The organism is Pseudomonas sp. LBUM1673 (assembly GCF_059695645.1).
This window is the reverse complement of record NZ_CP166780.1, coordinates 4,581,430-4,603,643: the sequence shown is the minus strand read 5'-3', so window position 1 is coordinate 4,603,643 and position 22,214 is coordinate 4,581,430. Positions and strand designations below refer to the sequence as shown.

The window sequence follows — 22,214 nt, the reverse complement described above, 5'->3', positions numbered from 1 at the left end:
GCGTTCACTTGAGCAGCTCCCGGCACACAGGTTTGTCGTGGGGCACGCCGAGCAGTTCGCAGACGGTGCCGCAGATTTCGGTCTGTTTCGGTGCGGCGTTTTTGTTGAAGCTGAAGGCATCGCCGAGGACAAACAGCGGCACTTCGCGTTCTTCGGGCAGCAGGCCGTTGTGCGAGCGGTCGTTATTCATGCCGTGGTCGGCCGTCACCAACACCTGATAACCGGCGTCGAGCCAGCCTTGCAGGTAGTCGGCGAGGATGATGTCGGCCGAGCGGGCACTGTTTCGGTATTGCGGGGTGTCGAGACCGTGCTTGTGCCCGGCGTCGTCAATGTTCATGGGGTGGACCAATAGAAAGTTCGGCGCATGGCGCAGGCGCAGGTTTTCCGCGTCGGCGAACAGGTGCGAGTCCGGGTAGTGGTCGCTCCAGTAGAAGTGACCGTGCTGGATCGGCAGTTTGGGGTCGTCGGTGTGACGATCCCGGGCGGCCTCGAACGGCGAGCGGTTATACAACTCGCTGACCCAGTGATAGGCCGCGGCCGCGGTTTTCAGGCCGGCGTCGGTGGCGTAGTGATAAATGCTGCGCTGGTTGGACAGGCGCGAGACGTTGTTGTGAACGATGCCGCTGTCGATCGGCGTAACGCCGGTCAGGATGCATTCGTAAAGTGGTCGGGACAGGGCCGGCAGTTCGCACTCCAGTTTGTAGAGTGCTGCGCGTCCTGCGCCAACGTAAGCCTGTAGATGCCCCATGGCGTGGCGTGCGACTTCGTAATTGAGGCCGTCGAGCACGACAAGGATGACGTTGTGCTTCATAGGGGCAGGGACTCCGCAAAAACAGATGATTCAAGTACGCAACCAATCCCCTGTGGGAGCGGGCTTGTGGCGAGGGGGCTTGCCCCCGTTGGGCCGCGCAGCGGACCCAGGATCTGCGAGCGCTGCGCACTCGAACGGGGGCAAGCCCCCTCGCCACACAAGCCCGCTCCCCCATTTGGATCTCCATCAGATTTCCAAATGGGGGAGCTACCGCCTTACGGCATATTGATGATGACTTCTTCCTGCCACTTCTGTGGCAGCGCCTTGGAAGTCTTTTCCCACGCGTCGGCGTCTTTGATCGGGGTCACGCCTTTGTACTGCTCGTTCGGCAGCAGTTTGGCCTTGACGTCATCCGGCAGTTTTACGTGCTCGGCGCGGATCGGGCGGGCGTTACCGCGTGCCAGGTTGATTTGGCCGGCGTCGCTGAAGATGTATTCGCGGGCCAGTTTGGCGGCGTTCGGGTGCTTCGCATATTTGTTGATGATGGTGGTGTAACCGGAAATCACCGAGCCATCGGATGGAATCAGTACGGTGTAGTCATCCGGATTCGCCATCTTCGCCTTGTAGCTCAGACCGTTGAAATCCCAGACCACACCGACTTCGATTTCACCCTTTTCCATGGTGGCGATCGTCGGGTTGGCCATGGACAGGCGACCTTGCTTGGCGATGTCGGCGAACAGCAACAGGGCTGGCTGAATGTTTTTCTCGTCGCCACCGTTGGCCAGTGCCGCAGCCAGTACACCGTTGGCCGCTTGGGCAGCGGTGCTTACGTCACCGATGGAGACCTTGTATTTGCCAGTCTTGAGGTCGGACCACTTGGTCGGCACTTCGGAACCGTGCAGTAGCTTCTTGTTGACGATAAACGCGATGCTGCCGGTGTAGGCCAGTGCCCAGTTGCCGTCCTTGTCCTTGGCCCAGGCCGGAACCTGATCCCAGGTGGTGGTCTTGTAAGGTTGCACAACGCCCTGCTTGACCGCGATCGGGCCGAAGGCGGCACCGACATCGCCGATGTCGGCGCTGGCGTTGTCTTTTTCAGCGGCGAACTTGGCGATTTCCTGAGCCGAGCTCATGTCAGTGTCGATGTGTTTCAAGCCATATTTCTTGGCAAGGTCTTCCCAGGTGCCTTTCCAGTTGGCCCAGTCATCGGGCATGCCGACGCTGTTGACTGCACCTTCCGCTTTCGCAGCGGCTTCCAGGGTTTTCAGATCATCCGCCGCCATGGCGGTGGTGCACAGGGCAATGGTCGAGCCTAACAGTGATGCCAGGAAAAACTGTTTCATCCGAAGCTCCTTTGGGCGTTTTCAACGCTGCGATTGCGGTTGTGTTGGTCTAGGTCAGCAATACCTGAGCCAATTTAGGCGAGCTGGATGACATTTTGATGTCGACGACCGGCCGGCCTGGATTTTCTGCGCTCGGGTACGCGGGGTGCGAGATAAGCGTAGACCATGGCTAAAGGGCTGATATGAAAGGGACTTGGCCATAAAATTGCAGGTGTCTGGCGCAACCGTTCGGCGGCTTTGTCATCTGCCAGTCATGTGCAGTGCCTAGGCTTGCAGGCAATTGAGGGAATCGATTTGAATCGCGGTTCTGCCCTGAATCAGTGCTGGTCTAGTCCAGATAGGTAACGTTGATGCGCATCGAGACAACCAAAGCGGTGACAGCCATCGGGCAGGTTCTGCAGGAACAGCTCGACCATGGTCTGTTGGCGCCCGGGAGCAAGTTGCCGGCGGAGCGCAAGCTCAGTGAGTTGTTCGGTACCACTCGGATCACCGTACGTGAGGCTTTGTTGCAGTTGGAGGCCCAGGGCCAGATTTATCGCGAGGAACGGCGCGGCTGGTTCGTGTCGCCACCGCGCCTGGCTTATAACCTGATGCAGCGCAGTCACTTTCACGCGATGGTCAGTGCGCAAGGGCGAGTGCCGTCGACCGAGGTGATTTCGGCGCGGTTGCAACCGGCGTCAGCGGCGGTGTGTGCGTGGTTGCAGCTACCGGCATTGTCGAGCGTGATCCAGATCTGCCGCTCAAGACGCATTGATGGGCGGTTGGTGCTGTATGTGGAGCACTACCTGAATCCGCAGTTTTTTCCGGGGATTCTGGACTTCGATCTGAATCAGTCGATCACCGAGCTGTATGCACGGCACTATGATTTGCACTATGGGCGTGTGCGTTTCGAGATTGTGCCGACGGCGTTGTCGGTGGATGCGGCGGCGGCTTTACGGGTGTCGGTGGGCGGCCCCGGGTTGCGGATTGCCCGGGTCAATTATGATCAGCATGGACGGTTGATCGATTGTGACCTGGAGTTCTGGCGCCATGATGCGATTCATGTCGGGGTGGATGTGGTCTGATTTTTTGATCTTGCGCAGGCGCGAGGATTTTATTCGTTGAGTTTGGCGAGGATCTTGTAGATCACGGTGGCGAGGATCATCAGCATGCCGACCCACATCGCGAACACACCGGCGTTCTTGTCGCGAAAGTTGAAGCCGATGGCCAGCATGATCATCCCGGAAAGAATCGGGATCAGCATGGCGTGAAACGAAGACGTCGAAATCATGGTGACAGCCTTGTCGGAGGGCGTACTGCAAGTCTAGGCGGCTTTTGGGTGAGTGGTGGTGATGTGTATGCAGGAATGGATCGCAAGCTTATTGTGGCGAGGGAGCTTGCTCCCGTTGGGCTGCGAAGCAGCCCCAAAACAAGCAGTATCAGGTTATCAGTCAGACCGGGTTCGCCAAGTTACGACTGCTTCGCAGCCGAGCGGGAGCAAGCTCCCTCGCCACAAAAGTTAGCGTTTAATCACTAAGGGCTACGGCAATTCGCGACAGGCGTAAAACGCGCTCAGCACTTTGACCAGATGCGCCAGGTCATGGCTGCCACACAGTTCACGGATCGAGTGCATGGCGAACGTCGGCAAGCCGATGTCCACGGTGCGCACGCCCAGGTGGCTGGCAGTGATCGGGCCGATGGTCGAGCCGCAGCCCATGTCGCTGCGCACCACGAAACTTTGCACAGGCACTTCTTCGGCCATGCACAAGTGGCGGAAGAACCCGGCGGTTTCGCTGTTGGTGGCGTAGCGCTGGTTGCTGTTGACCTTGATCACCGGGCCTGCGTTGAGTTTCGGGCCGTGGTTGGCGTCGTGCTTGTCGGCGTAGTTCGGGTGCACGCCGTGGGCGTTGTCGGCCGAGACCAGCAGGGATTTCTGGATGGTCCGTACGAATTCATCCCCCTCGGGCAACAGACGACGCAGGGTTTGCTCAAGCATCGGACCGTCGGCGCCACAGGCCGAGCAGGAACCGACTTCTTCGTGATCGTTGCAGACCAGCACGCAGGTTTCGTCGGTTTCGGCCGTCAGCAACGCTTGCAGGCCGGCGTAGCACGACAGCAAATTATCGAGGCGCGCACCAGCAATGAAATCGCCATGCAGGCCGATGACCGCAGCGCTTTGGGTGTCATAGAAGCTCAACTCGTAATCGAGCACCACGTCGGCGTTCAAGCCATGTTCGCGGGCCAGTTGATCGGTGAGCACGGCGCGGAAGTCCACGCGTTCGTCACCGGCGAATTGCGCGAGGATCGGTGGCAGTTCGGTCTGGGCATTGATCGCCCACCCCATGTTGGCTTCACGGTTGAGGTGGATGGCCAGGTTCGGAATGATCGCGATCGGCGCCTTGAAGTCGATCAGCTGGCTTTCGACCTTACCGTCACGGCGGAAAGTCACGCGGCCGGCCAGAGACAGGTCACGGTCAAACCACGGCGCCAGCAGTGCACCGCCATAGACTTCGACACCCAGTTGCCAGAAGCCCTGGCGTTGCAGTTCCGGCTGGGGTTTGACCCGCAGGCACGGGCTATCGGTGTGTGCGCCGACCAGGCGAATGCCACCATGCAGGGGCGAATGACGGCCCATTTTGAACGCGACGATCGAAGAGTCGTTACGGGTGACGTAGTAACGACCGTTGGCCTCGGTCGTCCACGGCTCGCGCTCGTCGAGGCGCACAAAACCGGCCGCTTCCAGACGCTGAACAAGGCTGGCGGTGGCATGAAACGGGGTAGGGGAGGCCTTGAGGAAGTCGATCAGGCCTTGGTTCAACTCTTCGCGCATAAAAAACTCCAGACAGCAGTGGGCGGGAGTTTAACGTATTGGCTGGGGGCTTTGGGCCTGACATTCGCCAGTTGCGTCAGCGAGCTGCGGCCACCCGTTTTTTCAGGTACTTCATGATGATCTGCTCATCTTCAGGCTTTTCTGGCTTGGGCAATTGTTTGGGCCAGCCAGTTTGATGAGCGCCCAGAAGCTGTTTCTGACGAGTATGGTTCCAGCGAAGAATCTCCCGCGAGGCGGATTCCCACCATTCGTGTCGGCATACCGTGTAGTACGGATGATCGGGCGCTGCGCTGCCATACAGTAGATCGCGACCGACCTTTTTCATGGCGCCGCTCTGGTTGCGCAATTTCCATTTGATTTTCAGCCGTTGCCAGGCTGACGGGACGGGTTTGACCCGCGGTACATCGCGGCACAGTTTCACCAGATCCTGGCTGAACTGCTCGCCATGCTGCGCAAAGAAATGCGCCTGCATCGCATGGAAGAAACGTTTTTCCGCGAAGTAGTGATAGATGTATTTTTTGGCTTCACGCACCGGTTTATCGCGCATCGCGAACGACAGGGCGATTTGCTCGATGGTGTGAATGTCGAAGCTGCCGCGGGTCCATTCGTCGATCAACTGGATCGACGCTTCAAACAGCGGCGTATCGCGGTCGGTCACGCCGCAGAGCCCGCTGTTGTACAGCTTGAAGCCGTTGTCCGCAGTGATGCCGCGAGTGCGTAGACTTTCTCCGAGTTTCAGGTAGTCATGGCGCTCACAGACATCCCGCCAGTCGTATTCGAAGCGATCCATCAAATAGTGACCGGGCTGAATCTGGTCGAAGATCAGATTCGGGTCGCTGAGGAACAGGGTGTCGGTATCGGCGAACAGCGTCTTTTCAGCAAGCGCAAGGCCAGCGGCCATGGCGCAGGCCTTGCGGCGATGGTGATAGCCGTTCTCGCCCTGCCACAAGGTCAGGGTTTGCTCGGTCAGGAGCACGGTTTCAACCGGCCAGCCGGCGTAATCCTGCGGGCGATCCGTCAGGACCCGGATGCACAAAGGCTCGCCTTTCTTCATGTGGGAAAGCGCAGTCAAAATGCTGAACTTGGCTTCTCGCCGGTAAACGTCCTGATTGCCGTAGATCAGATAAAGCAGTTGATTTCGGGTTTTCTTGACGGGCGTTGCCAAGGAGTCAGTACCACTCATTCTGTTCAATCCTCGTTTTGAAGCCGTGTCGCCATGTGGCAGATTTAAAACGGTGCCGGGCACTCGAAACGCAAGCGGTCGCCGGTCTGGGGATGGGTAAAGCTCAGCATGCTCGCGTGCAGACACAGGCGTGGCCAGGCGGCCAGGGCTTGCGGATGGGCGTAGAGGCCGTCACCCAGCAGCGGGTGGCCGATGGAGAGCATGTGTACGCGCAACTGGTGAGAGCGTCCGGTGATCGGCGTCAGCTCGACGCGGCACCAGTCGCCACAACGCTCCAGCACACGCCAGAAGGTCAAGGCGTGCTTGCCAAATTCGTGGTCCACCACATGACGTGGCTTGGTCGGCGGATCGTAGCGCAGGGGCAGGTCGATGCTGCCGCTGTCCAGTTCCGGTTGTCCCCAGCACAGGGCGGTGTAGGCCTTTTCGGTTTCGCGGTCGTGAAATTGCCGAGACAGCTCGCGATGAGTGTCCGGGTCACGGGCCAGTAGAATGATGCCGGACGTTTCCCAGTCCAGCCGATGGACAATTCGTGCTTCCGGGTAGCCGTTTTCTTGCAGGCGCGTAATCAGGCAGTCCTTGTTGTCATCGGCCCGGCCAGGGACCGAGAGTAACAAGGTCGGTTTGTCCACCACCAGTACGGCGGCGTCCTGATGGATGATGCGGATGTTGGACAACGGCATTAAAACAGCCTCGTAACAAACGCCAACGGCGGCTCAGGCCCCACCCCTGCAGGAGCGAAGCTTGCTCGCGAATGCGTCACCTCGGTCTATCAGATACACCGAGTTGCTTGTGTTCGCGAGCAAGCTTCGCTCCTACGGAGTACGTAAGAGCCTGAGCCGCCGTGGCTCCCGCCGGATCGACTCAGCGATCTGGCAGGGTGATATTGAGTTCCAGGATCGAGCAACTGCCCTGGTTTTCCAGAGCGACGTGCACGTCATCGGACCCGATATTGACGTACTTGCGGATCACTTCCACCAGTTCCTTCTGCAAGGCTGGCAGGTAATCCGGCGTACTGCGCTGGCCGCGTTCATGCGCCACGATGATCTGTAGACGCTCTTTCGCTACCGAGGCGGTATTGGGCTTTTTGTTGGCACGAAAGAAGTCAAAAAGGTTCATTACCTACCTCCAAAAAGTCGCTCGAAGAATCCCTTCTTCTCGACATCGAGGAAACGATGGTCCACGGTTTTGCCCAGCAGACGATCGACAGCATCGCTGTACGCCTGACCGGCGTCGCTCTGGTCGTCAAGAATAACCGGCACGCCCTGGTTGGAGGCCTTGAGGACGGCTTGCGACTCCGGAATCACGCCTAGCAGGGTCACCGCGAGGATGTCCTTGACGTCTTCGACGCCGAGCATTTCGCCGTTGCTCACGCGTGTAGGGTTGTAGCGGGTCAGCAGCAGGTGTTCCTTGATCGGCTCTTCGCCGTTCTCGGCGCGACGGGACTTGCTGGCCAGCAGGCCCAGCATGCGGTCCGAGTCACGTACGGAGGAGACTTCCGGGTTGGTCACGACAATCGCTTCGTCGGCGAAGTACATGGCCAGGTGGGCGCCTTTCTCGATGCCCGCCGGGGAGTCGCAGACCACGAATTCGAAGTCTTCCTTGAGCTGCATCAGGACCTTTTCGACACCTTCCTGGGTCAGCGCGTCTTTATCGCGAGTCTGGCTGGCGGCCAGCACGTAGAGGTTTTCCAGACGCTTGTCTTTGATCAGGGCCTGTTGCAGGTTGGCTTCGCCGTTCACCACGTTGACGAAGTCATACACCACGCGGCGCTCACAACCCATGATCAGGTCGAGGTTACGCAAACCGACGTCGAAATCGACGATAACTGTTTTGTGGCCGCGCAGAGCGAGGCCGGTACCGATAGCGGCGCTGGTGGTGGTCTTACCCACACCACCCTTGCCGGATGTAACCACGAGAATCTTGGCCAAGGTGTTTTACCCCTAAGGAAAAAGGACGTTTAGCCCCTGAAAAACATCTCTTGAAAAACTACTGCAGTCGGACAGCCTTGGCTGGAATCCGGCTCTGAGCGGCGCTTACCCCCGGTAAACACTGCTTTTGGCCTTTTTCCTACTTCGTTTGAGCCGTTTTCGCTACGTTTTAGAGATGCTTGGAAAATGCGGCAGTATCCGTTAAAGCCGAATGATGTTCAACACGTCGCCCGACAGGCTGACTTGTACGCCCGCGCCCCACAATGGATCGCGACGCAGATCCTCGGAAACCTTGTAGTGGCCGGCGATGGAGACCAGTTCAGCGGTCATTTGCTGACAGAAAATCCTGGCTTTCGTGTCACCTTTGACACCCGCCAGGACACGACCGCGCATCGCGCCGTATACATGGATGTTCCCGTCGGCGAGAAGTTCCGCCCCCGGGCTGACCGACGAAATGACGACCAAATCGCAACCCTGGGCATAAATCTGCTGGCCACCACGTACCGGCGAAGTAATGATTTTCGTCGGTTTGATGGTCGGCTCCGGTGGTTTTTCCGGTTTTTTCTTTATTTCGCCTTCGTGTGGGTCGAGCGGCCGCTCACGGGCACCGGACGGCGGCAGCACCGGCAGATCGACGGCGATGGCGGCGGCGATGTCTTCGATGCGGCTGGCGCGGATCGCCAGGGTGCGCAGGCCATGTTGGCGGCAGATACGCATCAGCCCCGGCAGATCGACCGAGCCTTCGCTGGCCGGGAGTTTGTCCAGGGCCAGTACCAGCGGCGCGTTGCTGAAGAAGTTGGGCGCCTGGGCGACCTTGGCAGCCAGTTGCCGATCAAGGTTCTCAAGGTCGTTACGGGCCAGTTCCAGCACCGTAATGGCGAGCATGCTGCCCTTCAACTGGAACACGGGATCTTGGTCTAGCGGTTCGGTTTGGCTCATGGTCGGCATACAACGGCTTGTCACTAAAAGTGCCGAGACTTATAACGAGAACGCCCGCGGGCCGCAAGCCGGGTCGAACGATGTAGAATGCCCGGCCATTGTCTTTTCGGAACCTTTAATGGATCGCCCGCGTTTTCGAACAGCATTTCTTTCTCCGCGTTTCTGGCCGCTGTGGTGTGGCCTGGGGCTGTTGTGGCTGATTGTGCAGTTGCCGTACCCGGCTTTGCTGTCGGTCGGGCGCGCCCTGGGTGCATTGATGTACCGAGTGGCCGGCGACCGACGGCGCATTGCCAAGCGCAATCTGGAGCTGTGTTTCCCTGAAAAGTCCGCTGCCGAGCGCAAGCGCCTGCTCAAGGAAAACTTCGCCTCCACCGGCATCGCCTTCTTCGAGATGGCCATGAGTTGGTGGTGGTCGCGCCAGCGTCTGGCGAAACTGGCCCATGTCGAAGGCCTGGAGCATCTGAAGCAGGCCCAGACGCAGGGCAAGGGCGTGATTCTGATGGCCGTGCATTTCACCACGCTGGAGATCGGCGCGGCGCTGCTCGGTCAGCAGCACACCATCGATGGCATGTACCGCGAACACAAGAATCCGCTGTTCGACTACATCCAGCGTCGTGGTCGCGAGCGGCACAACCTCGACTCTCTGGCGGTGGAGCGCGACGACGTGCGTGGCATGCTCAAGCTGCTGCGGGCAGGGAGAGCAATCTGGTACGCACCGGATCAGGACTATGGCGCCAAGCAAAGTATCTTCGTGCCGCTGTTCGGGATTCAGGCGGCGACCGTGACCGCCACCAGCAAATTCGCGCGGCTGGGCAAGGCGCTGGTGGTGCCCTTCACCCAGGAACGCCTGGCGGATGGCAGCGGTTATCGGTTGGTGATTCATGCGCCGCTCGAGGGCTTTCCCGGCGAGACGGAAGAGACTGACTGCATTCGGATCAACCGGTGGGTCGAAAGTGCCTTGCGCGAATGTCCGGAGCAATACCTCTGGGCACATCGGCGCTTCAAGAGTCGTCCACCGGGCGAGCCGAAACTGTACGCCAAACGCGGTTGAGTCACCGATCCCTTTAAGCTCCATGGAGTGTTGCAATGAGTTCTGCTGAACCGGTTACAGGGTTGATACTTTCCGGTGGTGGGGCTCGCGCGGCCTATCAGGTGGGTGTGCTGGCGGCAATTGCCGAGCTGTTGCCGGTGGGTGCGGCGAATCCGTTTCCGGTGATCGTCGGCACCTCGGCCGGTGCGATCAACGCAGTCAGCCTGGCCAGTGGGGCGATGGATTTTCGCGGCGCGATTCAGCGTCTGACGGCCTTCTGGCAAGGCTTCCGCAGCCATCTGGTGTTGCGCAGCGACTGGCCGGGGGTGATCCATCAAGCCGCCCGGTTTGTCAGTCACAATCTGATGGGGATTGGCGCTCAGGTGCCGGTGGCCCTGCTCAACAGCTCGCCATTGCGCGGTTTACTCAACGACAAACTGCACATGCCCGGGATTGCCGAGGCCATCGCGCAAAAGCAATTGCAGGCGGTGGCGGTCACGGCGTTCGGCTATGAGTCCGGTCAGGCCGTCACGTTTTATCAGGGCGGTGGCACCATCGAGGCTTGGTTGCGCCATAGACGTATCGGCGTGCCGACCCAGTTGAGCGTCGACCATCTGCTCGCCAGTTCGGCGATTCCGTTGCTGTTTGCGCCAGTGAAAATCGGCGAAGAATATTTCGGCGATGGCGCGGTGCGTCAGTCGGCACCGATCAGCCCGGCCCTGCACCTGGGCGCCAGCCGAGTGCTGGTGGTGGGCGTCAGCGGCAACCCGCGCGGGGTCGATCCGCAGCAGCCGCTGCAACGTGCGTACACCGGTCAGCAGCCGACCCTGGCGCAAATCGGCGGGCACATGCTCAACAGTACGTTCATTGACAGCCTGGAAGGTGACATCGAGTTGTTGCAGCGCCTCAATCAGTTCAGCCATTTGCTGCCCGACGGCGCATCGAGTCGTGCATTGGGGGCGGCGCCGGTGGAGGTGCTGGTGATTTCGCCGAGTCAGCCGATCGATGAAATTGCGGCGCGGCATCGGCAGGAATTACCGGCGGCCTTGCGTCTGTTTTTACGCGGGCCGGGAGCAACCAAGACCAGCGGGGCAGGGGTGCTGAGTTATCTGTTGTTCGAGGCGGGGTATTGCAGCGAGTTGATCGATCTGGGACGGCGCGATGCATTGGCCAAGCGGGATGAGTTGTGCCGGTTTCTTGGGCTGGTGGAGCCTGCGGTTCCGGCTTGAGATTGGCGGCGCGGCTATTCGCGGGCAAGCCTCGCTCCTACGGATTTGAGTCGTTCATGTAATCGGTGAACGACACAAGACCTGTAGGAGCGAGGCTTGCCCGCGAAGCTTTTACGATTAGAAGTGGAACTTCACCAGCAAGCTCGTATTGCTTTGATCGGTCTTGAAGGCCTGGCTGTCCTTGATCCCGTACTTGTCTGACCAGTAGTCGTACTCGACGCCGACGTACAACTGCTTCTCGCCTATGTTCAGGGCTTTGCCCAAGTCGTATTTGACCTGCGGGTTGAAGTGCAGGTTGGCGTGGTAGGTGCCTTTGCTGTTCTGGTCGTTGTCGACCACCCAGTCCATGAAACCATCGATCAGGATGTTCGAATCGCCGACAGGAATGGTGTAGGACCAGATCGGGGTGATCTGCCAGACGTTGTCACCCGGGCGGCTGCCTTCGGTGTGACGCTGGTAGAAGTTCAGCTGGAAGTAGTCGAACCCGGGAATCGCCAGGTCGAAACCCGGACCGATCAGGTAAGACTCGGTATCGCCCTCACCGAACTCGTACGTCATGGCCAGCAGCACGTCCTTGACCGGACCGAACTCCAGTTTCTGGTCGAAGATCTTGCCAAACGACAAGCGCGGGCTGATTTCGCCGTAATAGGTGTTCGAGCCGACGCCGCTGTCTTCCTTGCCGTTGTAGAAGATCTTGTCGACGAACACGAAGTTGTCGCCGTATTTCCAGGCATCGGCGTGCTCGAAGGTGACGGTTTGCTGAATGCGCGGGTTGACCTGGAAGTCCTTGCCATAGAGGTAGGTCAGGCTGTTGTTCTGCCATTGCAGCAAGTCGCCGGCCATTGCCTGGCCCCCGGCCAGTAAGGATCCTGCGAGCATCAGGCTGGTGCACGTACGTTTCATTCGGTTGCTCCCAAAAAGTAGGTGGTTCCACGTTGTTTTTCTAAGGTCGGCGCTCTGGTGTGGCGCCTTTTCTTGTTGCTGTAAAAATCATCCATTCGGTCAGCTTTGGTGCTGTTAGCAAGAGCTGAGCCAAGGCATAAAAAAAAGCAAAAAAACGCCCGTTCGGCTGTTCGAAAACAGTCGATTGAGCGTCATTTCGGGATGCCTTGGTGCGGTCCAGAGCCGGGGTAAGTTGGCTTTCTGGTCAGGAATTAAATTCGCGCTTTTTTTTAGACCGGATTCGGACGGCCGCGGAGAACACTGACTCCCGGGCGATGGCTCAAGTGCCCCGCAACAGAGCGCTGGCGACAGGTTTGGGGCACGGTTGCAGGCAGTCAGGCCGGCGTCGCTGAACGACAGGCTTGTCTGGGTACGAATCATCTGGTTGCTCTCTCTTGTTTTTATTGTTTGAGGCGCACTGTGATAAGGGGGCTCACCCTAATGTGGGAGCGGCTTGCTCGCGAAAGCGGTGTGTCAGGCGACATCAATGTTGACTGTACTGCCGTCTTCGCGAGCAAGCCCGCTCCCGCATTAGGGTGAACTCCTTCGTCACGGGTTCAGATCAATGCGGCCATTCGCGGGCAGTCGGATCGACGCATCGCTCGCTCCTGCAAGGTCAATGCAAATCCTTTAGGAGCGAAGCTTTTGCTACTTAATGGGTCGGAGCGCCCTGACCAATCCATGCGCCGATCAGGTCACGTTCCTGCTGGGTCATCTGCGTGATGTTGCCCAGTGGCATGATCTGGCTGGTGACGGCTTGAGCCTGGATGCGAGCAGCGTTTTGGCGGATCTGTTCTGGCGTATCGAACATCACGCCGGCGGGTGCCGCGCTGAACAGCGGGCTGGTGGGTTTGGCCGAATGGCAGACCGTGCAACGTTCCTGAATCACGTGGTGCACTTTGTCAAAGCTGGGACCTGCATTCGACGCTTGGGCGGGTGCAGCTTCAGGGGCCGTCGCCGATGTAGCTTCAGCCGGTTTCTTGCCACCGCCGAGGGCGGTTTCCGGTAGCGGCTGATACTCGATGGTCTCAGGCGCCTTGGCCACTTCCGGCGCACTGGACATCGGCGCCGGGCCGGTCACATACGCCAGACAAATCATGCCGACCGCCGCAGCGGGCAAGGTCCAGGCGAATTTGTGGCTGTCGTGACGGGTGTTGAAGTAGTGACGCACCAAAACCGCCAGTACCGCGATCCCGGCCAGGATCAGCCAGTTGTATTGGCTGCCGTAGGTGCTCGGGAAGTGGTTGCTGATCATGATGAACAGCACCGGCAAGGTGAAGTAGTTGTTGTGACGCGAACGCAGCAGGCCTTTGGCCGGCAGGGCCGGATCGGGCGTGCGATTCTCGGCAATCGCCGCCACCAATGCGCGCTGGGCCGGCATGATGATGCGGAACACGTTGCCGACCATGATGGTGCCGATGATCGCGCCGACGTGCAGGTAAGCACCACGCCCACTGAACACTTTGCTGAAACCGTAAGCGGCGCCGATGATGAGTACAAACAGAATGAAGCCGAGCAGGGCAGGGCGTTTGCCCAGGGCCGAGTCGCAAAGGAAGGAGTAGATGAACCAGCCGATGAACAGCGAGCCGAGGCCGATGGCCACACCTTCAGGACCGCTCAGGGTGCTGCCCGGTGCCAGCAGATAAAGTGTCGGGTTGGAGTAGAACACCACGCACAGCAGCGCGACCCCCGACAGCCAGGTGAAGTAGGCTTCCCATTTGAACCAGTGCAGGTTGTCCGGCATGGTCGGTGGAGCTAGTTTGTATTTTTCCAGGTGGTAGATACCGCCGCCATGGATCGCCCACAAATCGCCCGCCAAACCACTTTTCGGGTTGACCCGATTCAGGTTGTTTTCCAGCCAGACGAAATAGAACGACGCGCCGATCCAGGCCACGCCGGTGATCATGTGAACCCAGCGCACGCTCAGGTTCAGCCATTCCAACAGATGTGCTTCCACAGTCTTTACCTCTCGCCCGTCACTCTGTTGTCGAGTGATCGGACTCTTCTCTTATTGGTGGGGGGCGAGGATCAAACGCTCATCCTCTTTGAAAAAATGCTCATCGCAGTTATTGCCTGTGCCACTGCGATCAACCACCAGGAAGTCATCCCGCTTTTCGATCGTCAGCACCGGGTGGTGCCAGACGCCGCGATGGTAATTAATGCCCTGCCTGCCGTTGGTGACGAAGGCGCGGACCAAGCCTGATACAGGTTCATCGCCAAGTGGCGCGACCACGATCAGAAAGGGGTTGCCGAGCAGCGGAATGAAAGCCTGGCTGCCCAGCGGGTGACGCTCCAGCATGCTGACGGTCAGCGGCATGTCCTGCGCGTCGGCGCGGAAGATGCTGATGATCGCCTTGCCCTCTGGCGTGGCGGTTTCTACCGTCGCCAGTTTGTGGAAGCGCATGGTCGAACCGTTGTTGATCATGAAGTGATCGCTGCCAGAGGTTTCGATCACGTCACCGAAAGGGGCGAAGGCTTCTTTGGTCAACGGTTCAATCGTCAATGTGCGCATGCTGGTCTTCTTACCTTGAATTCGTTGTTGTCTGTTCTATTGCTATCGCGAGCAGGCTCGCTCCCACAGGTTTTGTGTACACCACAATCCAATGTGGGAGCGAGCCTGCTCGCGATTGGCCTCAGCGCTTATTTAGCTACCTTGCCGAGGACGCGCAGGCGGCTCACGCCCCCATCCGGGAACACGTTCAGGCGGATGTGGGTGATCGGGCCCAGTGCCTTGATCTGCTCGGCGAAAGTGTGTTCGGCGTGCATTTCCAGCTTCTGGCTCGGCAACAGTTCGCGCCAGAACAGCGATTGGGTTTCGATCTGGCTGTCGGTGCCGCCTTTCACAAACGCGCCCTGGATCGAGCAAGTGTCCGGGTAGTTGCCCTTGAAGTGCAGGGTGTCGACGATGACTTTCTCGACTTCGCCAGCATGACCCAGCGCGACGATCACCCAGTCATTGCCCGGTGTACGACGACGGGCGGTTTCCCAGCCATCGCCCATGTTGATGCCACGGCCCGGGTTGAGAATGTTGCTCATGCGGCCGAAGTGTTCGTCGGAGCAGGCGAGGGCACGGCCACCGTTGAGGGCTGCTGCCAAGTCGATCTGCTCGTTGTCGCCCACAGCGGACCAGTCGCGGTGCGGAATACCGTACACACGCAAACGAGCCACGCCACCATCCGGGTAGATGTTGAAGCGCAGGTGGCTGAAAGCCTGATCATTGTTGATTTCGTGGAAGTGGTGGCTGTTGCCTTGCAGTTCGACGGCGGACAGCACTTCAACCCACTGGGTGTTTTCGGTTGGCTCGCCTTCTGCCAGGAAGCAGGCTTCCAGGGAAGCCGACGGCGGGAAGTTGCCGGTGAAGAATGAGGTGTCGATGTCCACGCCTTTGATCGAGCCCGGTACGCCCAGGCGGATCACCGCGCTGTCGTAGCCTTCGAAGCGCTTGCGGCGCGACTCCCAGCCGTCCATCCACTTGCCGTTGTCATCGAACACGCCCTCCTTCCATACGGCCGGGGTCGGTTGGAACAGACGGTTGGCGTCTGCGAACCAGTCATCGGTGACCGAGATGATTTTGGTGCCCAGGCGGGCGTCGGCCAGGTTGACGAACTTCTCGAAAGGTACGGCGTAAGCTTTCATTCTTCTTGTCTGCCTTTAAATAAGTGGCTTGGGATGCTTGCGGGGCCCTGGGTACTTTTCGCGTTTAAGAGCACTCGGGCCAGGCTCGCTTATAGGGTCAGTAATCGGAACAACGCGATCTTGTTGATCTCCGCCAGCGCGCATTTGAATTCGGTGTCGACCGAGTTGTGAATGCGCGTTTCGAACGCCGCGAGGATCTGATGCCGGTTGCTGCCTTTTACCGCCATGATGAAGGGAAACTTGAACTTGGCTTTGTAGGCGTCGTTCAGCTCGGTGAAGCGTTCAAACTCATCGATCGAGCATTGGTGAATACCGGCGCCAGCCTGTTCATTCGTGCTGGCTTCGGTCAGTTGGCCCTGGACGGCGGCACGGCCTGCCAGGTCCGGGTGAGCGTTGATCAGGGCCAGTTGGCTGGCGTGATCAGCGCTCAACAGGATGTCGCTCATGCGCTGGTGCAGGGTTTCGATCTCGTCGATCGAAGCGTCCTGGCCCAGGTCGAAGGCCTTCTCGGCCACCCATGGCGAGTGTTCGTAGATGTCGGCGAAGGCGGCGACAAACGCGTCGCGGCTCAGGGTCGATGGCTTCAGGGTTTGGAAGTGGCTCATTTCGCGGTCCCTTGATACGGGTGGGTTGCGTGCCAGTGGCGAGCGATGTCGACGCGGCGGCTGAACCACACCTGTTCATGACTTTTAGCGTATTCGATAAAGCGTTTAAGCGAAGCCAGACGCGCCGGGCGGCCGATCAGGCGGCAGTGCAGGCCGATCGACAACATCTTCGGAGCCTCGGCGCCTTCGGCATACAGCACGTCGAACGCGTCTTTCAGGTATTCGAAAAAGTCGTCGCCCTTGTTGAAACCCTGAACCTGGGTGAAGCGCATGTCGTTGGTGTCCAGGGTGTACGGGATCACCAAATGCGCCTTGCCGGTCGGGTTGTTCGGTTCCCAGTAGGGCAGGTCGTCGTCGTAGGTGTCGCAGTCGTAGAGGAAACCGCCTTCTTCCATCACCAGCCGACGAGTGTTCGGGCCGGTGCGGCCGGTGTACCAGCCCAGTGGGCGCTCGCCGGTGATTTCGGTGAGGATGCGGATCGCTTCGAGCATGTGCTCGCGTTCCTGCGCTTCGTCCATGTACTGGTAGTCGATCCAGCGGTAGCCGTGGCTGCAGATCTCGTGACCGGCCTCGACCATGGCGCGGATCACGTCCGGGTGGCGCTGGGCGGCCATGGCCACGGCGAAGATGGTCAGCGGGATGTCGAATTCCTTGAAGAGTTTCAGAATCCGCCAGACGCCGGCACGGCTGCCATACTCGTAAAGGGATTCCATGCTCATGTTGCGCTCGCCTTGCAGCGGCTGCGCCGAAACCATCTCTGACAGGAAGGCTTCGGATTCTTTATCGCCGTGAAGGATACTGCGCTCGCCGCCTTCTTCGTAATTGAGCACGAAGGACAGGGCGATGCGGGCATTGCCCGGCCAGTGTGGGTGAGGAGGGTTACTGCCGTAACCGATCAGGTCGCGTGGGTAGTCAGCGCTCACTGCAGTCTTCCTTCTTGTTCGTATCGACTTATTCAAAGTCAGGGTTTGCGTGGCGGCCTGGCGATGAGAGGGCAGGCTGGCGTCACAGCAATGGAGTGATTGTATACAACTTTATATTCACTTTGTAAGCCTGATTTTTTGCATTTTTCACTGACTGCGCTCTTTGGAGAGTATTGCAAGAAACCTGCCTGACTGGTCAACTAATGGATAAGAGGTCCTTTGATCTTATGGTTTGGCGCAAGATTCGTTGGCAAACCCTGAATGACGGTGTTGGAGGTAAAAATGTCGTTTTTATTGTGTACAATTTTTTTGAAAAGTGTCTTAATCAGTCGCTCGCCGCAGCTTTTCGTGCTCCGAAACGGTGCGGTCTCCTTTTCAACTGACTTCGGGAGGCGCGAGGTCTGACTGCTCCACGCAGGCAGGCGCGCAGAATCAATGGGACGTTTGACTACACACGTTTTGGACGCTGCACACGGTTGCCCGGGCAGTTCGATCAAGGTCGAGTTGTACCGCGTTGAAGGTTCGCAGCTGGAATTGGTCGCCACTGCGCTCACCAACGGCGACGGTCGTGTCGATTCGCCGCTGCTGCAAGGCGATGACTATCGGTCCGGGGTCTATCAGCTTCAGTTTCATGCGGGTGATTACTACCGTGCCCGTGGGGTTCAGCTGCCTGAGCCTGCGTTCCTGGATGTGGTGGTGCTGCGTTTCGGCATCTCTGCGGAGCAGGATCACTACCATGTGCCGTTGTTGATTTCGCCGTACAGTTATTCCACGTATCGAGGCAGTTGATCCCCCAAGCAGCTGCCTCCTCCGAGAAGCGACTGCGCATATAGCTTCTTTGGTCTTTCGCCCGCTCACACTGCGGGCTTTTTTTTGAGCAATACCGTGCGCTTCGGCTGATTTCAGGTGCGCTACCGGACGTTCTCGTGCGCAAGGCGGTTGATTATTTTTCTCTGAGGACGAAGAGCGTAATACTACCGCTCTGAGACTTTGTGACGCCGCCCAGTAAAAAGATGATTTTACCTTCGTCGAAATGCTTGAGCAGTCTCTGCGGGTCATCCTGCCCAGGGGACGTCAACATCTCCCTCTGTTTCTGCCTGGTGTTGGTCGGCTTCGAGTGATAGCGCGGCAGGTCGGATTTTTCACCAGCGCCGTGAGAGATTCCTAACACGAAATCGGCGTCGATGTCTTTTCTACGAAACATCACACTCATCCCTACGACGAATTTGCGGTTGACGATATAGCCGTTGCCTTCTAAAACGGCGATGAACAGATTTCTCTCAGCAAGTAGGCTACCGTTATATTCGAGGAGTTCTTTAGAGCCTTTTGGTGGGGCAAAGTCGAGTCGCTCCAAAAATTGCTCTGAATTCTTTCGGGGAATTGCAAGGGTCCTACCGCTTTTGGGCGCCGCTGCCAACATCAACAACGGCTCTGCCAGTTCTTGTCGCGTGACGTTGATAGTGCCTCTGTTTGCCCAGTGTTGAAAGACGTCAAACAATGCATAAAGCCCGTGAGCGTTGATCACTTCGGAGTGATTGGCCCAGCGGAACATTGCTCTTGCGACCGCGTTCGCGGAGTGATCAGACAAATGCCTGAAGGTGTCGGCGACGTATTGAGTCATGGTTTTTTCAAATGGAAGGCGGCTTTCTATGACCATCCATTTGTCATCCACTTTCACAGCCCCTTTTGGTTGCAGCTCAGGAGAGTCTTGCAGCATCTGTTCGAAAGCATCGAATCGTCCGGGTGAGAATCGCGGATGTTCCAAAGAGACAAGACGGGTATTGGCCTCCACACCTTGAGGCACAATTGGATAGTGTTGGCCGTCTATTTCGATCGATTCGCCGGATCGCGGCTTTGTGACCTTTCCCCAGTTTTTCCACTGTCCGATGGATGGATTTACCGGAGCCGGTGTATTCGAGAAAAAAATGTCAGCCCATGGGACTGGATCGGACGTGTCGCCATCTTCCTCCAGGCGCGGACGCTTGCTTGGGCCCGCCGTCGGTTCTTCGGATTCGGTCGCTGGCCGACGTATATCCTTCGTGGTGTCCTGTCCTTTGCGGCGCCAGAGCTTAGTACCTGGCATCTGTTCAACCAGCTCACCGAGCGAGTTGAATTCGTGGGCAGAGCTCTGCTGATAGCTTCCGTCCGGGCGTTTGCGCACCTTGAAAGTTGTGCCATCTTCCATGTCGACATAGCTTCCTCCGCGCCTGTCATAACGGATCCCGTCCACTGAGTTTTCCGCTTTTGTCAGCATGGCTGCCAGATGGGCGGGAAGGAGCGTTGGTGGCTGCAGCCTTGGGGGGGCAACAATAACCGGCATTTGCGTGGTTGCACCTGAACCTTGTAATACCCAATCTGGTAGTTCGAAGCGCCAATGCGGCTGGCCTTCGACTTTTGTCAGGAACGGACCTGATAGATCCGGTGTAAAGGCGAAGGGAACCTGATAGCGGCCATCGGGTTTAAGCTCGACCAGGAAATGGCCCTCATCTGCAATGTGGGCGTAGGTCTTGCCGTCCGGGCCGTTGAACAGCCCGGGCTTGTCTACAATTGGAGTCAAAAGACCGACCTGGTCCGCGGGCCAGGAAACGGATCTGAGAGCAGATGCAGGCGTAATGGTTTCGGTGCCGGGTATATCGCTCACTACGATGGATGGCTGACGAGTGACTTCGCCGTGCTGGACATCCGATGAGTGTGCGTCGGGTGTTGTTTCTGTTCCTTGCGGATGCGAATCAGGGCGACCCATGTTGACGTGGTCACCTGCGATCGGGCTATTTTCCGACGTGGGCCTTGTCGTAGTTGATGATGTGTCGGATAGATGAGAACCCGGAACTTTCTTGGGTGGTTTAGCCATTAAATTTTTCTCTGATAATTTACTGAAAAGTTTTTTAACGATGAAAGTCTGATTTCACAGAAATCGGAGCACCCGTTGGCGCGCAGAATCTATGGGACGTTTGACAACGCACGTTTTCAGCCTTCTCTAACGATAACGAGAGTGGATTGATCTGGTCCGACTGGTTGAGTACAGCCCAGTAAGTAGATAGCTTTGTCCGGATCGAGATGCTGGTTCAGTTCCTGCCATTGCTCCTCGCCAATCCTGCTCCGGTACGCTGGATCGCTTAGTTCGGAGCCCGGTACCGTGTGACGTCGAATGTTTCCAAGCAGCGAAGTGGCGGGAAATCTCAACACGAATACGGCGTCAAGTTCTTCTCGGTGAAACAGCAACGCATCCTCGCTGAGTACGCGGGTCGTGCGATTTACGATATAGCCGTTATGTTCTAAAACGGTGCTGAACAAGCTTCGTAGGCTGGGTCCACCCATTACATACTCGCTCCATACTTGAGGGAATCGTTTTGGGTCAAAGTCGAGTCGCTGTAATGCCTCTAAAGACGGAGAAGGAAGTGATATTGTTTTCTCGGTGCCGTTATTGGTTGTGGGCAGCTTAGGCAACATCATTATCGGATCAGCCAGCTCTCGTCGGGGAGCGTCGATATGGGCTCTATCTGCCCAGTGGCGAAATGTCTGACTCATCACCGAGAGTCCATGACCGTTGATGACTTCGGAATAACCAGCCTGGTTAAACACGGCCCTTGCGACCGCGCTCACTGTATGATCCGACAAATACTGGAAGGAGCGGGTGACGTATTGAGTCAGGGACATTTCAAACGGCGGGCGTCTCTCCACTATCTTCCACTGGTCATCCTTTTTAACTGCCCATTTTGGTTGCAGCGATGGATCGTTTAACAGCATCTGTTCGAAAGCGTCATATCGCCCAGGTGAAAAGCCTGGGTGTTCCAGATAGACAAGACGAGTATCAGCAAGCATAACTTGAGGCACAATCGGATAATGAAGCCCGTCTATTTCTATGGACTCGCCCGATTGAGGCTTTGTGGTCTTTCCCCAGTTTCGCCCCAGTCCGTAGGAAAGATCCAGTGTGCCCGATTCATCCGAGAGGAGACTTTCAGCGAATGCCTCTGTATCGGGGGAGTGGCTATCTTCTTTATCCAGACGCGGACGCTTGCTCGGACCGGGACGTGGTTCGTCGGATTCGGCGGACGGTCGGTGAACATCCGGTCGAGGACTTTCTTGTGTGGTCGTAGTGGTCTGTGCTTTTCGTCGCCAAAGTTTCGTTCCCGCAATCTGTTCAAGCAGCGCACCGGACGGGATCAACTCGCTGACGGAAGTCTGCTGATAGCTCCCGTCCGGGTGTTTGTGAACCCTGACGGTGCCTTCTTGCATCTCGACATAAGTTTTTTTCAACTTGTCGTAACGGATCCCGTCCACGGAGCCTTCTGCTTTTGTCAGTTTGGCTGCCAGGTGCGCAGGAATGAACGTCGACGATTCCGTGCGAGCAGGTGCAACAACAGCCGGAGCTTGCGTGTTTGCAGACTCAGCGCTGTTACCGGGGCCAGGCATATCACTGACTACGACGGATTGCTGATGAGTGGCTCCACCCGTGGAGGCATCCGATGAGTGTGCACCGGGAGGTGAAGCTCCAGCTTGCGAATGCGGATCAGAGTGACCTACGTTGACGCGATCGCCTGCGGCCGGGCTTTCTTCCAGCATGGGTCTTGTCGTTGTTGAAGAGGTGTCGGATGGACGGGAACCCGGAACTTTCTTGGGTGGTTTAGCCATTGATTTGCTCCGATGAAGTACTGATTTAATTATTTGACCTGGATGGGTAGGCCAAAGAATGATGTGGTCAGTATTGCAAGTCGTGCGATTGCGCAGTTCTTGGCTTCTGAGAGCTGAATATTCGTTAAATAATCTCTTTTGCGTGCGGTATATATGTCTATCCAGAGTGACAAATGATGCAAAACGTTTCCGACGGTGGTTAAGAGCTGTTGCGTTTATTTGCTGTTCCCGCTGATAACTTTAAAACGGCAAACCGTATTGCCTGTC

At 57.8% G+C, this 22,214-nt stretch carries 21 protein-coding genes; 4 read left to right on the top strand and 17 right to left on the bottom strand.

The window, feature by feature from the left end:
* Window positions 1-4: 4 nt before the first annotated feature.
* Window positions 5-811 carry an alkaline phosphatase family protein gene (locus tag ACA044_RS21230; RefSeq protein ID WP_497443134.1) on the bottom strand — a complete coding sequence of 269 codons (807 nt, stop codon included), beginning with the start codon at window positions 809-811 and terminating at the stop codon, window positions 5-7.
* A 215-nt stretch (window positions 812-1,026) separates the two neighbouring features.
* Entirely contained in the window at window positions 1,027-2,091 is a 1,065-nt protein-coding gene (locus ACA044_RS21225) for an ABC transporter substrate-binding protein (protein ID WP_497443133.1), read from the bottom strand.
* A 350-nt stretch (window positions 2,092-2,441) separates the two neighbouring features.
* Between ACA044_RS21225 and phnR the strand changes: the two genes are divergently transcribed.
* A complete protein-coding gene (phnR, locus tag ACA044_RS21220; protein ID WP_497443132.1) occupies window positions 2,442-3,155 on the top strand; it encodes a phosphonate utilization transcriptional regulator PhnR in 714 nt (237 codons plus the stop codon).
* Window positions 3,156-3,184: 29 nt separating this feature from the next.
* Here phnR and ACA044_RS21215 read toward each other — a convergent pair whose 3' ends face one another.
* The 7 genes from ACA044_RS21215 to minC form a co-directional block, all read right to left on the bottom strand.
* A complete protein-coding gene (locus ACA044_RS21215) occupies window positions 3,185-3,361 on the bottom strand; it encodes a hypothetical protein (protein ID WP_497443131.1) in 177 nt (58 codons plus the stop codon).
* 249 nt (window positions 3,362-3,610) lie between these two features.
* Window positions 3,611-4,900: a M18 family aminopeptidase gene (locus ACA044_RS21210; protein WP_497443130.1), complete on the bottom strand. Its 1,290-nt coding sequence runs from the start codon at window positions 4,898-4,900 to the stop codon at window positions 3,611-3,613.
* 76 nt (window positions 4,901-4,976) lie between these two features.
* A complete protein-coding gene (locus ACA044_RS21205; RefSeq protein ID WP_497443129.1) occupies window positions 4,977-6,083 on the bottom strand; it encodes a hypothetical protein in 1,107 nt (368 codons plus the stop codon).
* A gap of 44 nt (window positions 6,084-6,127) precedes the next feature.
* The gene (locus tag ACA044_RS21200) at window positions 6,128-6,763 is read right to left on the bottom strand and encodes an RluA family pseudouridine synthase (protein ID WP_223487641.1); all 636 of its coding nucleotides are present in this window, start codon (window positions 6,761-6,763) and stop codon (window positions 6,128-6,130) included.
* A gap of 181 nt (window positions 6,764-6,944) precedes the next feature.
* Window positions 6,945-7,199, bottom strand: a complete 255-nt coding sequence (gene minE, locus ACA044_RS21195; protein WP_048394400.1) for a cell division topological specificity factor MinE — start codon at window positions 7,197-7,199, stop codon at window positions 6,945-6,947.
* Window positions 7,199-8,011 (bottom strand): septum site-determining protein MinD, encoded by an 813-nt coding sequence (minD, locus tag ACA044_RS21190; protein WP_497443128.1) that lies wholly within the window; start codon window positions 8,009-8,011, stop codon window positions 7,199-7,201. Before minD ends, minE begins: the two co-directional genes overlap by 1 nt.
* Window positions 8,012-8,212: 201 nt before the next feature.
* A complete protein-coding gene (gene minC, locus ACA044_RS21185) occupies window positions 8,213-8,950 on the bottom strand; it encodes a septum site-determining protein MinC (protein ID WP_497443127.1) in 738 nt (245 codons plus the stop codon).
* Between the two features lie 118 nt (window positions 8,951-9,068).
* On the opposite strand from minC, the gene ACA044_RS21180 reads away from it, so the two are divergent.
* Together ACA044_RS21180 and ACA044_RS21175 are read left to right on the top strand one after the other, a co-directional pair.
* Window positions 9,069-10,001 (top strand): lipid A biosynthesis lauroyl acyltransferase, encoded by a 933-nt coding sequence (locus ACA044_RS21180; RefSeq protein ID WP_497443126.1) that lies wholly within the window; start codon window positions 9,069-9,071, stop codon window positions 9,999-10,001.
* A 35-nt stretch (window positions 10,002-10,036) separates the two neighbouring features.
* Complete coding sequence (locus ACA044_RS21175) at window positions 10,037-11,209, top strand: patatin-like phospholipase family protein (protein ID WP_497443125.1); 1,173 nt, start codon at window positions 10,037-10,039, stop codon at window positions 11,207-11,209.
* Window positions 11,210-11,326: 117 nt separating this feature from the next.
* On the opposite strand, the gene ACA044_RS21170 is transcribed toward ACA044_RS21175, so the two are convergent.
* The 6 genes from ACA044_RS21170 to puuE form a co-directional block, all read right to left on the bottom strand.
* Complete coding sequence (locus ACA044_RS21170) at window positions 11,327-12,112, bottom strand: outer membrane protein OmpK (RefSeq protein WP_497443124.1); 786 nt, start codon at window positions 12,110-12,112, stop codon at window positions 11,327-11,329.
* A gap of 691 nt (window positions 12,113-12,803) precedes the next feature.
* Entirely contained in the window at window positions 12,804-14,108 is a 1,305-nt protein-coding gene (locus ACA044_RS21165) for a urate hydroxylase PuuD (protein WP_497443123.1), read from the bottom strand.
* 51 nt (window positions 14,109-14,159) lie between these two features.
* Window positions 14,160-14,663 carry an ureidoglycolate lyase gene (locus ACA044_RS21160; RefSeq protein ID WP_497443122.1) on the bottom strand — a complete coding sequence of 168 codons (504 nt, stop codon included), beginning with the start codon at window positions 14,661-14,663 and terminating at the stop codon, window positions 14,160-14,162.
* A 128-nt stretch (window positions 14,664-14,791) separates the two neighbouring features.
* The gene (gene alc / locus ACA044_RS21155) at window positions 14,792-15,787 is read right to left on the bottom strand and encodes an allantoicase (protein WP_497443121.1); all 996 of its coding nucleotides are present in this window, start codon (window positions 15,785-15,787) and stop codon (window positions 14,792-14,794) included.
* 89 nt (window positions 15,788-15,876) lie between these two features.
* Window positions 15,877-16,392 carry a 2-oxo-4-hydroxy-4-carboxy-5-ureidoimidazoline decarboxylase gene (uraD, locus tag ACA044_RS21150; protein WP_497443120.1) on the bottom strand — a complete coding sequence of 172 codons (516 nt, stop codon included), beginning with the start codon at window positions 16,390-16,392 and terminating at the stop codon, window positions 15,877-15,879.
* On the bottom strand, window positions 16,389-17,315 hold the full coding sequence (puuE, locus tag ACA044_RS21145) for an allantoinase PuuE (RefSeq protein WP_497443119.1): 927 nt from the start codon (window positions 17,313-17,315) through the stop codon (window positions 16,389-16,391). Before puuE ends, uraD begins: the two co-directional genes overlap by 4 nt.
* 435 nt (window positions 17,316-17,750) lie before the next feature.
* On the opposite strand from puuE, the gene uraH reads away from it, so the two are divergent.
* Window positions 17,751-18,104, top strand: coding sequence for a hydroxyisourate hydrolase (uraH, locus tag ACA044_RS21140; RefSeq protein ID WP_497443118.1), 354 nt, complete (start codon window positions 17,751-17,753; stop codon window positions 18,102-18,104).
* Between the two features lie 154 nt (window positions 18,105-18,258).
* On the opposite strand, the gene ACA044_RS21135 is transcribed toward uraH, so the two are convergent.
* Both ACA044_RS21135 and ACA044_RS21130 read right to left on the bottom strand, forming a co-directional pair.
* Window positions 18,259-20,058 (bottom strand): hypothetical protein, encoded by a 1,800-nt coding sequence (locus ACA044_RS21135; RefSeq protein WP_497443117.1) that lies wholly within the window; start codon window positions 20,056-20,058, stop codon window positions 18,259-18,261.
* Between the two features lie 224 nt (window positions 20,059-20,282).
* Window positions 20,283-21,947 (bottom strand): hypothetical protein, encoded by a 1,665-nt coding sequence (locus tag ACA044_RS21130; RefSeq protein ID WP_497443116.1) that lies wholly within the window; start codon window positions 21,945-21,947, stop codon window positions 20,283-20,285.
* Window positions 21,948-22,214: the final 267 nt, after the last annotated feature.